The sequence below is a fragment of the Phycicoccus sp. HDW14 genome, from assembly GCF_011383005.1.
Lineage (GTDB): Bacteria > Actinomycetota > Actinomycetes > Actinomycetales > Dermatophilaceae > Phycicoccus.
Map to the genome: position 1 here is coordinate 954017 of NZ_CP049935.1, position 15741 is coordinate 969757.

The window sequence follows — 15741 nt, forward strand, 5'->3', positions numbered from 1 at the left end:
ATGCGTCGGACGCACCCACGAGCCAGGAGCGACAGATGTCCGACCCGTCCCAGTGGGGCTTCGAGACCCGCCAGGTCCACGCCGGCCAGACGCCCGACAGCGCCACCGGCGCCCGGGCCCTGCCCATCTACCAGACCACCTCGTACGTCTTCAACGACACCGCGCACGCCGAGAACCTGTTCGCGCTCAGGGAGTTCGGCAACATCTACACGCGGATCATGAATCCGACGCAGGATGCCGTCGAGCAGCGCATCGCCGCACTCGAGGGCGGCGTCGGCGCGCTGCTCGTGTCGTCCGGCCAGGCCGCGACGACCCTCGGCCTGCTCAACCTCGCGGAGGCCGGCGACCACATCGTCTCCAGCGCCGCGCTCTACGGCGGCACGGTCAACCTCCTGAAGTACACCTTCAAGAAGCTCGGGGTCGACGTCACCTTCGTCGAGGACCACACCGACCTCGACGCGTGGCGTGCCGCGGCGCGCCCGAACACCAAGGCCTTCTTCGGCGAGACGATCGCCAACCCCAAGGCCGAGGTGCTCGACATCGAGGGCGTCGCGTCCGTCGCCCACGAGGTCGGGGTGCCGCTCGTCGTCGACAACACCATCGCGACGCCGTACCTCATCCGGCCGCTGGAGTGGGGCGCCGACGTCGTCATCCACTCGGCGACGAAGTACCTCGGTGGGCACGGCACGTCGATCGCCGGGGTCATCGTCGATGGCGGGCGCTTCGACTTCGCGCAGGACCCCGAGCGCTGGGCGAACTACAACACCCCCGACGAGAGCTACCACGGCCTGCGCTACGGCCCGGACCTCGGCGTCGGCAGCCCGTTCGGCGCCAACCTCTCCTACATCCTCAAGGCGCGCGTGCAGCTGCTGCGCGACATCGGTGCCGCGATCAGCCCGTTCAACGCCTTCCTCATCGCCCAGGGGCTCGAGACCCTCAGCCTGCGGATCGAGCGGCACGTCGCCAACGCCCGGAAGGTCGCGGCGTACCTGGAGCAGCACCCGCAGGTCGAGTCGGTGCGCTGGGCCTCGCTCGAGGGCAGCCCGGGCAAGGCGCTCGCCGACAAGTACGCGCCCGCCGGTGCCGGGGCCGTCCTGGCGTTCGAGATCGCCGGGGGGATCGAGGCCGGGCGGCGCTTCGTCGAGGGTCTGTCGCTGCACAGCCACGTCGCGAACATCGGTGACGTGCGCTCCTTGGCCATCCACCCCGCGTCGACCACGCACAGCCAGGGCGGCGACGAGGACCGGCTGGCCGCGGGCGTGACCCCGGGCCTCGTGCGGCTCGCGGTCGGCATCGAGACGGTCGAGGACATCCTCGCCGACCTCGACGCCGGGTTCGCCGCCGCCCAGGGCCCGGGCGGCTCGAGCGACACCACGCCCGAGCTGGTCGGCTCGCCCGCCTGAGGCCCTCTCCACGCACCGCCACCGCAGCACCCCGGACGCCCCGGTCGGCCCGCACGGGCCGGCCGGGGCGTCCCTGTGGAAAACCCGGAGGGCGGTGCGCGCGGTCGTCCTAGCGTGACGGGATGACGTCGTTCCGGGTCGATGCAGAGGCCGTCCTCGAAGTGGGGGCCTCCCTCGTCGAGCTCGCCGAGGGCCTGGCGGCGATGGGCGACCCGCACGCCGACGCGTGGGCCCTCGGCCCGGGCCGCAGCGGTGCGGCGCTCGAGGAGCTGCTCGGCGGCTGGCGGCACGCCCGCCTGCAGCTGGCCGGCTCGCTCGCCGACCTCGGGGCGGCCGCGGCCGAGGCCGGTGGTGCCTACCTCGACACCGACGTCGGGGTCTCCCGCAGCCTCGACGGGGGTCCCACGTGGTGAGCCGGATGCTGCTCGAGCCGGTGCCGGGCGACGCGGTCGGCGTCCGGGCGGTCGCCGAGGCCGTCGCGCTCACGGGCCGCCGGCTCGCGGCCACCGCGGCCACCCTCGCCCGGATGCGCGACGGCGCGGTCTGGGACGGCCCCGCCGGCGAGGCGTTCGGCGCCCGCATCGCGGCGGCTCCCGCGGTCCTCGACGCCGCGGCCCGGCGCTTCCTCGGGGCGGAGGCGCCCCTGCGCGCCCACGCGGCGGTGCTCGAGGAGCAGCAGGCCGTGGCCCAGCGGGCCGTGCTCGTCCACCGCGAGGCCTGGGAGGTGTACGAGCACCTCGAGGACCGGGCCGTGGTGCTGCTGGGCACCGGTCTCGACGAGTCCGCGCCGGCGCTGCTCACCGTCCGGCTGGCCCAGCAGGACGAGATCCTCGTCGCCGGCCGGGCCGAGGCGGCCCACTCCGCAGCGCTCGACGCCCTGCAGGCCTCGGACGCGCGGTGCGCCGCGGTCCTCGGGGCGCTGGCCCGCGACGGCATCGGCGACCCCGTCGTCTACCGCGGCCTGCGCACCCTCTCCGGCGTGGGGCACGGCGCCGGCTACCTCGCGATGACCCCCGCCCGGGTGTGCCGGCCGCTCGCGGTCGCCGGCGCGTACGCCGACGCCCTCGGCACCGTGGCCGACGGTGCCCTCCTCGTGGGCTACGACGAGGGCAGCTGGACCGACGTCGGCGTCGGCGCGCTGACGTCCGCCCTCGGCGCGGGCGGCGAGGCCCTCAGGACCTCCTCGAAGGCCGGCGCCCGGGTGCTGCCGAACGGCTTCGTCCTGGCCCGGGCGATGACCGCCGAGGAGCGGCTGCGTGCGGGCGTCGTCGCCACGGCCCGCGCCCGGGTCGCGGCGGCCGCCGAACGGTTCGGTGGCCGGGCGCGCCCGGTGGTCGCGGGCCACCTCGTGCGCAGCCGGTGGGGTGGCGCCGTGCCGGGCACGGGCGTGCGCAACGCCGTCCGCCGCGGGGCGCTCACGCAGCTGCACCGGGCCCACACCGAGCTCGCCCTCGTGACGGCCGGTGGGACCGACACGGTGCGCCTCTACGCCGGAGGGGTCGCCCTCCAGGCCGCCTCGAAGGGGCTGCCGCACGTGGTCCCGAAGGACCGGCCGCCCGAGCCCACCCCGCCCGTCACCCTCCCGGGTGGGGAGCGGCCGGGAACTCGGAGGAGCTCGTGGTGAGCGCGACCTATCCTGTCGGACATGCCCGTCCGCCCCCTCGACGCGATCGACGCGGCGGAGCTGCACTACCCCGAGCACCTGCCCGTCGTCGAGCGGCGCGAGGACATCCTCGCGGCCATCCGCGACCACCAGGTCGTCGTCATCGCCGGCGAGACCGGGTCGGGCAAGACCACCCAGCTGCCGAAGATGTGCCTCGAGCTGGGCCGGGGCGTCCACGGCCAGGTCGGGCACACCCAGCCCCGGCGGATCGCCGCGCGCTCGGTCGCCGAGCGGATCGCCGAGGAGGTGCAGGTCGAGCTCGGGGGCTCGTGGGCTACCAGGTGCGCTTCTCCGACCACAGCAGCGACAGCACGCGCGTCAAGGTGATGACCGACGGCATCCTGCTCAACGAGATGCAGCGCGACCGCGAGCTGCGCCGATACGACACGGTCATCATCGACGAGGCGCACGAGCGGTCGCTGAACATCGACTTCATCCTCGGCTACCTCAAGCAGCTGCTGCCGCGCCGCCCCGACCTCAAGGTCATCGTCACCTCGGCCACCATCGACCCCGACCGCTTCGCCCGCCACTTCGGCACCGACGAGCGCGGTGAGGTGGTGCGCGAGGTCCCGGTCATCGAGGTGTCCGGGCGCACCTACCCGGTCGAGGTCCGCTACCGGCCGCTCGTCGAGCTCGACCCCGACGGTCGGCACGTCGTCGAGGAGCGCGACCAGGTCACCGGCGTCGTCGAGGCCGTCGAGGAGCTGTGGACCGAGGCGCCGCCGAGCCCGGATGCCACCGACATCCTCGTCTTCTTCTCGGGGGAGCGGGAGATCCGCGACGCCGCCGAGGCGCTCACGGCCCGCAGGCTCCCGGGCACCGAGGTGCTGCCGCTCTACGCGCGCCTCTCGGCGGCCGAGCAGCACCGGGTGTTCCGTCGCAGCGGGGGCCGCCGGATCGTGCTGGCCACCAACGTCGCCGAGACCTCGCTCACCGTGCCCGGGATCGGCTACGTCGTCGACACGGGCACCGCGCGCATCTCGAGGTACAGCCAGCGCACCAAGGTCCAGCGCCTGCCGATCGAGCCGGTCAGCCGCGCGAGTGCCGCCCAGCGGGCCGGCCGCTGCGGCCGCGTCGCGCCCGGGGTCTGCATCCGGCTGTACTCGGAGGCCGACCTCGAGTCCCGCGACGAGTTCACCGAGCCCGAGATCCAGCGGACCTCGCTGGCCTCGGTGATCCTCCAGATGACCTCGCTCGGGCTCGGCGACGTCGCCCGCTTCCCGTTCGTCGACCCGCCGGACGCCCGTCAGGTGGCCGACGGGGTCCGGCTCCTCGAGGAGCTCGGCGCCTTCTCCACCGACGAGCGCGGCCCCGGCCGGCACCGGGGGAGGGAGCGTCGCCTGACCCGCACCGGGCGCACGCTGGCCCGGATGCCGCTGGACCCCCGCCTCGGGCGGATGGTCGTCGAGGCCGGCCGGCTCGGCTGCACCCGCGAGGTGCTCGTGCTCGTCGCCGCGCTCTCCATCCAGGACCCGCGGGAGCGCCCCGTCGACAAGGAGGCCCAGGCCGCCCAGAGCCACGCCCGCTTCACGGACGAGCGCTCCGACTTCGCCGCCCTGCTCAACCTCTGGACCTACCTCAAGCAGCAGCAGAAGGAGCTCTCGCACAGCGCCTTCCGCCGGATGTGCAAGAACGAGTACCTCCACTACCTGCGCATCCGCGAGTGGCAGGACCTGCACGCCCAGCTGCGGCGGGCTGCCAAGCAGGTGCGGCTCGACCCCGACCTGGCCACCGCGGCCCGAGGCGCCGAGCCCGACTGGGACACCGTGCACCGGGCGCTGCTGTCCGGGCTGCTCTCGCACGTCGGGGTCCGCGACGAGGCCAAGCGCGAGTACCTCGGCGCGCGCGGGGCCCGGTTCGGCATCAACCCGGGCTCGACCCTGTTCCGCCGCCGCCCGGAGTTCGTCATGGCCGGCGAGCTCGTCGAGACCTCGCGGCTCTGGGCCCGCACCGTCGCGGCCATCGAGCCCGAGTGGGCCGAGGAGGCGGGGTCGCACGTCGTGGCCCGCACCCTCAGCGAGCCCCGGTGGAGCCGCAGCGCCGGGGCCGCGGTCGCCACCGAGCGGGTCACCCTGTACGGCGTCCCCCTCGTCACCGACCGCGCGGTCCAGTACGCCCGCACCGACCCCGAGGCCGCCCGCGAGATCTTCATCCGCTCGGCGCTCGTCGAGGGCGACTGGGACCCGCGGCACGCCTTCTGGAAGGACAACCTGCGCACGCTCGAGCGGGTCGCCGAGCTCGAGGAACGAGCCCGCCGCCGCGACATCGTGGTCGACGACGACGTCGTGTTCGCCTTCTACGACAAGCGGATCCCCGCCGACGTCCTCACCGAGCGCCACTTCGACCGGTGGTGGCGCGGTGAGCGGCGTCGCACCCCCGACCTGCTCACCCTCACCGAGGACGACCTGACCACCGCGACCGGCGAGGCGGTCTCGGCCGAGGACTACCCCCGCACCTGGCGCCAGGGTGACCTCGAGCTCGACGTCACCTACCAGTTCGCACCGGGCCAGGCGGCCGACGGCGTCACCGTGCACGTGCCCGTGGCCGTCCTCAACCGGCTGACCCCCGACGGGTTCGACTGGCAGGTGCCGGGCCTGCGCGAGGAGCTCGCCGTCGCCCTCCTGCGCTCGCTGCCGAAGGCCACCCGCCGGCACTTCGTCCCCGCGCCCGACCACGCCGTCGCCGCGCTGCGCGAGGCCGAACCCGGACGCGGGTCCCTCACCGACGAGCTGGCCCGGGTCCTGTTCGCGCGCACCGGGGTCCGTGTCGACCCCTCGGAGTTCGACCTGGCCCGCGTCCCGGACCACCTGCGCGTCACCTTCTCCGTCGAGCGTCCCGGGCGACGCGGGCCGCTGCTCGTCGCCGCCGGCAAGGACCTCGAGGCCCTGCGCGAGCAGGCCGGGGGAGCGGTCCGCGAGGGGATGTCGCGCGCCGGCGCCTCCCTCGAGCGCAGCGGCCTGACGACCTGGTCGGTCGGCACCGTCCCCGAGACCTTCGAGGGACGGGCCGGCGGGCAGGTCGTGGTCGGTTTCCCGGCGCTCGTCGACGAGGGGACGAGCGTCGCGCTGCGGGTCCTGCCCGACGCCGGCTCCGCGGCGGCCGCCCACCGGGCCGGGGTGCGCCGCCTCCTGCTGCTCGGCACCACCGCGCCCTGGAAGCGGGTGCTCGCCCGGCTGACCAACGCCCAGAAGCTCGCCCTCGCCGACAACCCGCACGGGTCGGTGCCCGCCCTCCTCCAGGACTGCCTCGACGCCGCCGTCGACGACCTCGTCGCCGAGCACGTGACGGGCCCGGTGCGCACCGAGCAGGCGTACGAGGCGGCGCTCGCGGCCGTCCGCACGCACGCGGCGACGCGGGTGCTGAAGGTCGTCGAGGGGGTCGAGCCGGTGCTCGTGCGGGCCGCGCAGGTGCGGCGCACGCTCGACGCGCTCGCGCAGGGCGCGGCGGCGGGCTCGACCGCGGCGGCCCGGGCCGACGTGCGGGCCCAGCTCGACGGCCTCGTCCGGCCCGGGTTCGTGGTCGCCACGGGGCTGGCCCGTCTGCCCGACCTCGAGCGGTACCTGCGGGCCATGCAGCACCGCCTGGAGCGGGTCGCGACCAACCCGCGCGAACCGGTGCTCCAGGAGCAGGTCGACGCGGTCGAGTCCGCGTACGCCGACCTGCTCGACGCGCTGCCCCCGGCCCGGCGCGCGGCCCCGGAGGTCACCGACATCGGCTGGATGGTCGAGGAGCTGCGAGTCAGCCTCTTCGCCCAGACCCTCGGCACCAGGGGCTCGGTGTCGGAGAAGCGCGTGCGGCGGGCCATCGCCGAGGCGGCGGCCCGCTGAGGCCCGGGGAATCCGGGGTGGCCCCCGGACGTTCACCCGCTACGAGATCCATCGTGAAAGGCGTGTCCCGTGCAGAACCCCTCAGACCTCTTCCGCCTCGAGACCGACGTCGACGCCTCGCGTCCCGGCGTCCTCCTCGTGCTGCTCGGGGGCTTCATCGACGCCGGGCAGATCCAGGAGACCCTCGGCTCGCACCTGCTCGAGACCGGTGACCCGGAGGTCGTCGCGTCCTTCGACGTCGACCAGCTCCTCGACTACCGCGGCCGTCGCCCGGCGATGGTCTTCGACACCAGCCGCTGGGTCGAGTACGACGACCCCGCGATGCTCCTGCACCGGCTCACCGACCGCGACGGGCAGACGTACTACCTGCTCACCGGCCCCGAGCCCGACTACCAGTGGGAGCGCACCGTCGAGGCGATCCGCGAGCTCGCCGACCGGCTCGGCGTCACCCTCGTCGTCACGACCCACGGCATCCCGATGGGCGTCCCGCACACCCGCCCGGTGAGCATGACGGCGCACGCCACCGACGACACCCTCATCGGCGAGGCGCGCTCGCCGTTCGGCCGCGTCCAGGTGCCGGCCTCGATCGGCGCCCTCCTCGAGCTGCGCCTCGGCGAGCTCGGCCGGCAGGCGCTCGGCTTCGCCGTGCACGTGCCGCACTACCTCGCGACGGCCGAGTGGGCCGAGGGCACGCTGGCCTCGCTCAACGCCATCACCGACGCCACCGGCCTCAACCTGCCGAACGACGAGCTCGTCGAGCGGGCCCGGGTCAACCAGCAGGCCATCGCCGCCGAGGTCGCGAACAGCGACGAGGCGCGGCAGGTCATCACGGCGCTCGAGCAGCAGTACGACGCGTTCGTCGAGGGCCAGGAGCGCCCGAGCCTGCTCGCCACCGAGACCTCGCAGATCCCGTCGGCCGACGAGCTCGGGGCCGAGTTCGAGACCTTCCTGCGCTCGGTGTCGGACGACGAGGACGAGGGCCCGCGCGCCTGAGCCCGGCTCGGGGTCAGTCCTTGGCCTCGGACCAGCGCCGCACCACCGAGGTGTCGGCGACGAACCGTACCGGCGCACCCCCGGACCAGTGGTGGGCCGCGCCCTGCAGCGAGGAGTCGACCCGCCGCACCGCCTCGTCGGCGGCGTCCTCGGGCACGTGGAGCAGCAGCTCGTCGTGGAGGCAGAGCACCACGGACGCCCCGAGGTCACGCACCGAGGCCCGCACCGTGGCCGCCCACGCCTTGAACAGCTCGGCGGCCGACCCCTGGATGACGGCGTTGCGCGCGAACCGTCCTCGCGCCGCGTCGAGCTGGGGGTCGGCGCCCGGCGGCCGGGACGCGAGGAAGCGGCCGGTCGGCACGAGCCGCCCCCCGTACGTGCGCAGCGGCTCACCGCGGCGCCCCGAGGCCGCGGCTCGCTCGAGCAGCCCCATCGCCACTGGGTAGGCGGCCTCGAGCCCCTTGAGGGCCTCGCCGGCCGCCCCGCTGCGCTGGCCGTACATCGCCGCGAGCACGGCGATCTTCGCGACCGCCCGGTCGGACCCGAGGCGCTGGGCCACCGGGGCGTAGAGGTCGTCGGCGCGGGTGGCGGCCGCGAACGCGGTGTCGCCGCTGACCACCGCGAGCACCCGCGGCTCGACCTGGCCGAGGTCGGCGCGCACGAACACGAACCCCGGGTGGGCGGCCACTCCGGGACGCAGCACGGCCGGCAGGTTGTGCAGGCCGTTCTCGGCGGTCATCCGGCCGGCGGCACCGTCGCAGGCCGTCCAGCGGCCGCGCAGCCGGTCGTCCGGGCCGACGTGGGAGTCGAGCCACCGGTAGCCGTAGGTCGTCGCGATGCGCTCGTCGCGGCGCCAGGCGAGCAGGGCCTCGACGACCGGGTGCACCTCGCGGTAGGCCTCGAGCACCCACTTGCGCGTCGTCGGCACGTCGACCCCGACGGCGGCGAGCATCTCCTTGACCTGCACCGGGTTCCGCAGGTCGGTGGACTCGCGGCCCGGCACGTGGCGCAGGACCATCTCGTCGCGGGAGCGCCGGGCGGCGGCCGTCTCGGCGTCGCCGACGGTGCGGGGACCCACGGCGTCGGCGACGAGCTGCTCGGTGCGGGCACGGTCGAGGGGCAGGCCGTCGCGCTCGAGCTCGAGGCAGAGCAGGGCGGCCGCCGACTCGGACGTGACGGTGCCGGCGAGGCGGGGTGAGACGCCCCCGGCCCGGGCCAGCTGGCGGCGGGCGACGGTGAGCGCCGCGGCGGCCCACGCCTCGAGGTGGGCGGGGTCCTCGAGCCAGCGGACGTGGTCGGCGCGCAGGTGGCCGGCGGCGTCGACGAGCACGCCGGGCGGGGGCAGGTCGTCGGCGCCCACGAGGTCGAAGAGGTCGTCGCCCGGGGGAGCGGGGAGCGACTCGGGCGCGAGGTCGTGGGCGGCGGCCCAGCACAGCGCCGGCGTGGCCTCGAAGCCGCCGTGCAGCAGCCGGTGGGCCTCCGCGACGTCCCAGGCCCGGGCCAGGTGCACGCGGGCCGCGACGAGCTCGCGGGCGGCCGCGCCGGCCGACCACCACACCCACCGCGGGTGGTGCGTCTCCTCGAGCGCGGCCACCGTCGCGGCGACCTCGGCGGGCGTGCCGGCGACGAACCGGTCGCCGTGCAGCAGGCCCGCCGCCGAGCCGCCGGTGCCCGCGACGAGCACCGCGACCTCGCCCGACAGCATGCGCCGAGGGTACGGCCGGGCACCGTCAGGCGGTGCGCGACCCCGCCGCAGGTTGGCCCCGGTGCGTGGCAGGATGGCCGCAGCCGGAGCACGAGCGTCGCCACCAGCGCCGCCCCGGTCGACCGGGAGGACACCGTGGGACTGCTCGACCGAGGCCGCCGCAGCAAGGACGCCGTGCAGGACGCCCGCACCGCGCTGGAGCGGGCGGGGGACGCGCCGGAGGACGACGGCGTGCTCGGACGCCAGGCCGTGCGCGTCGTCGACCAGATCCTCGACATCGGCATCGACGGCAAGGGCCCGTTCGACCCGGCCTCCGAGGTCGCCGACAAGGCGCTGCGCTCGAGCGGGGGAGACCGCGAGAAGGCCGTGTCGGCCATCATCGCGTCGCACACCCGGCTCGCCGGCGCCGAGGGCTTCGTCACCGGCCTCGGCGGCTTCGTCACCCTCCCGATCGCCCTGCCCGCCAACGTCGTCGCGTTCTACGCGCTCGCGACCCGGATGACGGCCGCCATCGCGCGCGTCCGCGGCCACGACATCGACCAGCCGCAGATCCGCGCCGCCGTCCTGCTCACGCTCGTGGGCGCCGACGCCGACGACCTCCTCGAGAAGGCCAAGCTTGCGGCCCCGATGGGCGGCACGCTCACCAACCTCGCCGCCCAGCGGCTGCCCGGCCCGGCGTCGATGGTCGTCAAGAAGGGCGTCTTCTTCAAGCTCGTCGCGAGCACCGGCAAGGGCGTGCTGTCCCGCTTCGGCCGGGGCGTGCCGGTCGTCGGCGGCGTCGTCGGGGCCGGCGTCGACGCGGTCCTGCTGCGCCGGGTGGCGGTCGACGCCAAGCGCGAGTTCCCCGCGGTCGCGGGCCACATCGGTCCCGCCTGACCGCCCCGCACGGGAACCTCCCGTGCGCCCCGTCCGTCGACACAGCGGAAAGACCCCGCGAGCCAGGAGGAACACCATGGCCAGAGCCCGCACCCTCGCCTACGTCGGCGCCCTCGGCCGGGCCGTGCGCCTGGCCACCCGCGCCGGCGGGCCGTCGCTCGGCGACCGTGCCGTCGCCGTGCCCCGGATGGTCAAGGCGGTGCGCTCGGGGGAGTACACCGGCATCTCGCTCGGCAAGGTCGCGCTCATCGGCGCCGGGGCGGCCTACGTGGTCTCGCCCATCGACCTCCTGCCGGAGGCCGCGCTCGGGGTGTTCGGGCTCGCCGACGACGCGATGGTCCTCGGCTGGGTCGCCACCACGCTCGTCGAGGAGACCGAGAAGTTCCTCGAGTGGGAGAAGACGCAGGGGCGCGGACCGGCGGCGTCGCCGACCGTGCCCTCCGACGTCGTGCGCTGAGGCCGTCCGCCTCCGTCGTCCACAGGCCGCGACTCCCGGGCCGTCGTCCACAGGCGCGAGCTCGGTGCTTCCGCCGGCCGGTGCCGCGCGAGCACCGTGGGCGGATGAGCGAGACAGTCAGCGTCCACGGCCCCGAGGAGCTCCTCGCGGTCCTGCCCTACCAGCTCGGGTACCACCCGCGGCGCAGCGTCGTCGCCGTCGCCCTCGACGGCCGGCGCGTGCACTTCGTGGCCCGCGTCGACATCCCACCCGACCGGTACGTGCCGCAGACCGTGGCGGCGCTCGTCGGTCCGCTGCGGCGCGAGGTCCGCGGGCGGGTGCACCTCGTCGGCTACGAGGACGTCGAGGGCGAGTGCGACCCCCTGCTCCTCGCGGTGCTCGAGGCGGTCGAGTCCGGGGCGCCGAGGTCGCCGACGTGCTCGTCGTGCGCGACGGGCGGCGCTACTCACCCACCTGCTCCGGTCCGTGCTGCCCGGCCGGGGGCGTGCGGCTGCCGCCCCCCGAGGCGGTGCCGGCCGTCGCCGCCCTCGTGGCCCTCGGGCGGGCGCCACTCGCCGACCGAGAAGCCGTCGACCGCGTCGTCGACCCCGACCCCGTGCGCTCCGCCCTCGTGGGGCCGCTGCTCGCCGGGTCGCGTGCGCACCCGCCCCGGCACGGTGGCCGCCACGGCGTCCGGGCCTGGGCCACCGTCCTCGCACCCGGCGCCGTCGCCCGCGAGTCGCCCGTACCTCCCGCGGTCGTCGCCACCGCGGTCCGGGCGCTGCGCGACGTCACCGTCCGCGACGCGCTGATCGGCTGGCTCGCCCCGGGGGTCATCCCGCGCGAGGAGCTCGACCCCGTCGTCGTCGCCCGGCTCGAGCGGTGGCTGCCCCGGTGGGGCGGGATGGGCGACTGGCGAGCCGGCGGCGCCGAGCCCGGCGACCCCGACGCCGTCCTCGCCCGGCTGCTGGCGCTGTGCCGCGACGTCCCCGACGCCTGCCCCGACGACGCGGCGGCCGTCTGCACCACGGCCGCCCAGGTGGCCTGGACCCACGGTGACGGCGCGCTCGCCCGCGCCGCCCTCGAACGGGCCCTGCGGGTCGACCCCGGGTACCGGCTGGCCCGGCTGCTCGCCACGCTCGTCGACCGGGGGCTGCGCCCGCCACCGCCCGGTTCGGTGGTCCCCGAGCGGCGGGCGGGCTGAGCGGTGGGCGGGCGTTCGAGGATCGGACGAGCACCTCCGCGGCCGGGGGTCGACGGGTACCATCGAGCCAGGTCATGAGTCCCAGCGCCAAACCCCGGTTTGCTGGGCGGCAACCCTCCTCGCGGTGGGGTGCCCCGGGTGATGACCCGGCCGCGGCGCCCGTCGCGGCAAGCGCGAGTGTCCGAGGAGCCATCTGCGATGACTGCCACCCCGACCCGGTCCACCGGCGCCGTCTGGCGCCCGGGTGACCCCGTCGGTGACCGCCGCTTCGCCGCCGTGGGCGACCTGCCCCTCGAGCGCGGCGGGGTGCTGCCCGCGGTCACGTTGGCCTACGAGACGTGGGGGACCCTCTCGCCGAGCGGCGACAACGCCGTCCTCGTCGAGCACGCCCTGACCGGCGACAGCCACGTCGTCGGCGAGGCCGGGCCCGGGCACCCCACGGCGGGCTGGTGGCCGGGCCTCGTCGGGCCGGGTGCCCCGCTCGACACCGACCGGTGGTTCGTCGTCGCGTCCAACGTGCTCGGCGGCTGCCAGGGCAGCACCGGGCCCTCGTCCGCCGCTCCGGACGGCCGGCCGTGGGGCGGGCGCTTCCCGTTCGTCACCATCCGCGACCAGGTCGCCGCCGAGGCCGCGCTCGCCGACGCACTCGGCATCGAGCGGTGGGCGCTGGTCCTCGGGGGGTCGATGGGCGGCATGCGCGCGCTCGAGTGGGCCACGACCCACCCCGACCGGGTGGCCCGCAGCCTCGTCCTCGCCTCCACCCCGGCGGCCACCGCCGACCAGGTGGCGTGGTGCCAGCCGCAGCTGCTGGCCATCCGGCACGACCCCGACTTCCAGGACGGCGACTACTACGACACCGGGCGGGCCCCGCTCACCGGGCTCGGCATCGCCCGGCGCATCGCGCACACCACCTACCGCCACGAGGGCGAGCTCGACGACCGCTTCGGCCGCCGGCCGCGCGCGGGGGAGGACCCGCTCGGAGGCGGGGGCCGCTACGACGTCGAGAGCTACCTCGACCACCACGCGACCAAGCTCGCGCGGCGCTTCGACCCCAACAGCTACGTCGTGCTGTCCGAGGCGATGAACAGCCACGACGTCGGGCGCGGGCGTGGCGGCGTGGGCGCGGCGCTCGGGGCCTACCCGGGGCACCTGCACGTCGTCGGCGTCACCACCGACCGGCTCTACCCCCTGCGGCTGTCCGAGGAGATGGCCCGACTCCGTCCGGGAACCGGTCTCACGGTGCTCGACTCGCCGCACGGCCACGACGGCTTCCTCGTCGAGACCGGTCGCGTGGGCGAGGTCGTCGAGCAGGTCCTCGCGGTCGCCGCCTGAGCACCCGCCCCGACCTGCGGCGGGCGCGTGTGATCCTCGAGGTCGTCTCCCCGGAACCGGGGCCCGACTGCGGTACGGTCGAGCGAGACCCAGCACCGCCGAGGAGGACATCGTGACGATCGTCGTTGGCTTCGTCCCGACGAAGGAGGGGCGAGCAGCTCTCGCCCGCGCCGTCGAGGAGGCGAAGGCTCGCCAGAGCCGACTCGTCGTCATCAACTCGCACCGTGGCAGCCTCGACGACGAGCAGGCCCGCGCGGCCGAGCAGGAGCTCCAGCGGGTCACCGACGAGATGTCGGCCAGCGGTGCCCAGGTCGAGGTGCGTCAGCTGGTGCGGGGCAACGAGCCCGCCGAGGACCTCATCGCCGTGGCCAACGAGACCTCGGCCGACCTCATCGTCATCGGGCTGCGCCGCCGCACCCCCGTCGGGAAGCTGATCCTGGGCTCCAACGCCCAGCGCATCCTCCTCGACGCGCCGTGTGCCGTGCTCGCCGTGAAGGGCTGAGCCGCACCGGTTCCGCTCCGCCGCACTGCGTCGAGGGTGCGTGCATCACGGCGTCGAGGGGGTCATCGACCCACCGGATGTGCTCGCGGGCGCCCGGGAAAGTTATAATGGTAGAGCGCACCTGGCCGGATGGGGTCGAACCGATCCGCCGGGACGCCACCCCCGGACCCTCACCACCGCAGGCCGTGGACCTTCGCGTCCCCGGCTGCGCGGTTCTCCGCGACGAAAGGTAGTCGGTGTCGCCTGTGTCCACGAAGACCCCCGAACCGAGCGCTCTGCCCCTGAGTTCTCCCACCAGGCCCTCCAGACCCTCGTGCGTCAGGGGCGGACCACCGGCTCGGTCACCGGCGAGCAGGTCGCCGAGGCGCTGCGTGCCGCCGACGTCCGCCCGAGCCGGGGCCGCATCGTGCTCCGCGCGCTCGGCGAGCAGGGGATCGAGGTCCGCCACGACGACTCCGCGGGGGTCGCCGCCGCGGCCACCCGCACCGCGAAGAAGGCCTCGGCCACCGCGACCGCGACGAAGGCGCCGGCCAAGAAGGCCCCCGCCAAGAGCGCCGCCGCCCCGGCGAAGAAGGCCGCCACCGCGACCCCGGCCAAGAAGGCCGCCGCGGGGACCACGACGCGCAAGACCGCCTCCGCCGCCGCGGCCCCCGCCGCGAAGAAGGCCACCGCCACCAAGGCCGCCGCGAAGACCGCGAACGCCAAGGCCGCCGCGACCGCCGACGAGGAGACCCCCGAGGTCGAGGCCGACGACGCCGACGAGACCACCGAGGACTCCGCCACGCCCCGGACGGGCAAGGAGGGCGAGGGCGAGGACACCGGCTTCGTCATGAGCAACGACGACGAGGACGCGCCCGCGCAGCAGGTCGTCACCGCCGGCGCCACGGCCGACCCGGTCAAGGACTACCTCAAGCAGATCGGCAAGGTCGCCCTCCTCAACGCCGAGCAGGAGGTCGAGCTCGCCAAGCGCATCGAGGCCGGCCTGTTCGCCGAGGAGAAGCTCAACTCGGGCGAGAAGCTCGACATGAAGCTCAAGCGCGAGCTGTGGTGGATCGCCCAGGACGGCAAGAAGGCCAAGAACCACCTCCTCGAGGCCAACCTGCGCCTCGTCGTCAGCCTCGCCAAGCGCTACACCGGTCGCGGTATGCTCTTCCTCGACCTCATCCAGGAGGGCAACCTCGGCCTGATCCGTGCGGTCGAGAAGTTCGACTACACCAAGGGCTACAAGTTCTCGACCTACGCGACGTGGTGGATCCGCCAGGCCATCACCCGCGCGATGGCCGACCAGGCCCGCACCATCCGCATCCCGGTGCACATGGTCGAGGTCATCAACAAGCTGGCCCGCGTGCAGCGCCAGATGCTCCAGGACCTGGGCCGCGAGCCCACCCCGGAGGAGCTCGCCAAGGAGCTCGACATGACCCCCGAGAAGGTCGTCGAGGTCCAGAAGTACGGCCGCGAGCCCATCTCGCTGCACACCCCGCTCGGCGAGGACGGCGACAGCGAGTTCGGTGACCTCATCGAGGACTCCGAGGCCGTCGTGCCCGCCGACGCCGTCAGCTTCACCCTCCTCCAGGAGCAGCTGCACAGCGTCCTCGACACCCTCTCCGAGCGCGAGGCCGGTGTCGTCTCGATGCGCTTCGGGCTCACCGACGGCCAGCCGAAGACCCTCGACGAGATCGGCAAGGTCTACGGCGTCACCCGCGAGCGGATCCGTCAGATCGAGTCCAAGACGATGAGCAAGCTGCGTCACCCCAGCCGCAGCCAGGCGCTGCGCGACTACCTCGACTGAGGTCGGCGCGA

General features: G+C 75.1%; 10 protein-coding genes, 2 pseudogenes and 1 riboswitch. Of the genes and pseudogenes, 11 read left to right on the plus strand and 1 reads right to left on the minus strand.

The window, feature by feature from the left end:
* The first annotated feature begins 35 nt into the window (after window positions 1-35).
* From G7075_RS04800 to G7075_RS04820, 5 genes and pseudogenes are all read left to right on the plus strand, one after another.
* Window positions 36-1403 (plus strand): bifunctional o-acetylhomoserine/o-acetylserine sulfhydrylase, encoded by a 1368-nt coding sequence (locus tag G7075_RS04800; RefSeq protein ID WP_166119404.1) that lies wholly within the window; start codon window positions 36-38, stop codon window positions 1401-1403.
* Between the two features lie 122 nt (window positions 1404-1525).
* Entirely contained in the window at window positions 1526-1816 is a 291-nt protein-coding gene (locus G7075_RS04805; protein WP_166119407.1) for a hypothetical protein, read from the plus strand.
* A gap of 5 nt (window positions 1817-1821) precedes the next feature.
* Window positions 1822-3027, plus strand: coding sequence for a hypothetical protein (locus G7075_RS04810; RefSeq protein ID WP_166119410.1), 1206 nt, complete (start codon window positions 1822-1824; stop codon window positions 3025-3027).
* A gap of 21 nt (window positions 3028-3048) precedes the next feature.
* Window positions 3049-6893: pseudogene (gene hrpA / locus G7075_RS04815) on the plus strand (ATP-dependent RNA helicase HrpA).
* Window positions 6894-6962: 69 nt separating this feature from the next.
* Entirely contained in the window at window positions 6963-7886 is a 924-nt protein-coding gene (locus G7075_RS04820; protein WP_166119413.1) for a PAC2 family protein, read from the plus strand.
* A gap of 13 nt (window positions 7887-7899) precedes the next feature.
* Here G7075_RS04820 and G7075_RS04825 read toward each other — a convergent pair whose 3' ends face one another.
* The gene (locus G7075_RS04825; protein WP_166119415.1) at window positions 7900-9591 is read right to left on the minus strand and encodes a DNA polymerase; all 1692 of its coding nucleotides are present in this window, start codon (window positions 9589-9591) and stop codon (window positions 7900-7902) included.
* Between the two features lie 135 nt (window positions 9592-9726).
* Between G7075_RS04825 and G7075_RS04830 the strand changes: the two genes are divergently transcribed.
* The 6 genes and pseudogenes from G7075_RS04830 (at window position 9727) to G7075_RS04860 (ending at window position 15730) form a co-directional block, all read left to right on the plus strand.
* Complete coding sequence (locus G7075_RS04830) at window positions 9727-10467, plus strand: EcsC family protein (RefSeq protein WP_205860622.1); 741 nt, start codon at window positions 9727-9729, stop codon at window positions 10465-10467.
* 76 nt (window positions 10468-10543) lie between these two features.
* Entirely contained in the window at window positions 10544-10924 is a 381-nt protein-coding gene (locus G7075_RS04835; RefSeq protein ID WP_166119418.1) for a YkvA family protein, read from the plus strand.
* Between the two features lie 104 nt (window positions 10925-11028).
* A pseudogene (locus G7075_RS20815) lies at window positions 11029-12107 on the plus strand (DUF4192 domain-containing protein).
* 70 nt (window positions 12108-12177) lie between these two features.
* Window positions 12178-12287, plus strand: a riboswitch (SAM riboswitch).
* A gap of 18 nt (window positions 12288-12305) precedes the next feature.
* Complete coding sequence (locus G7075_RS04850) at window positions 12306-13439, plus strand: homoserine O-acetyltransferase (protein WP_166119426.1); 1134 nt, start codon at window positions 12306-12308, stop codon at window positions 13437-13439.
* Window positions 13440-13551: 112 nt separating this feature from the next.
* A complete protein-coding gene (locus tag G7075_RS04855; protein ID WP_166119428.1) occupies window positions 13552-13941 on the plus strand; it encodes a universal stress protein in 390 nt (129 codons plus the stop codon).
* A gap of 313 nt (window positions 13942-14254) precedes the next feature.
* Window positions 14255-15730, plus strand: coding sequence for an RNA polymerase sigma factor (locus G7075_RS04860; protein WP_240917892.1), 1476 nt, complete (start codon window positions 14255-14257; stop codon window positions 15728-15730).
* Window positions 15731-15741 lie beyond the last annotated feature (11 nt).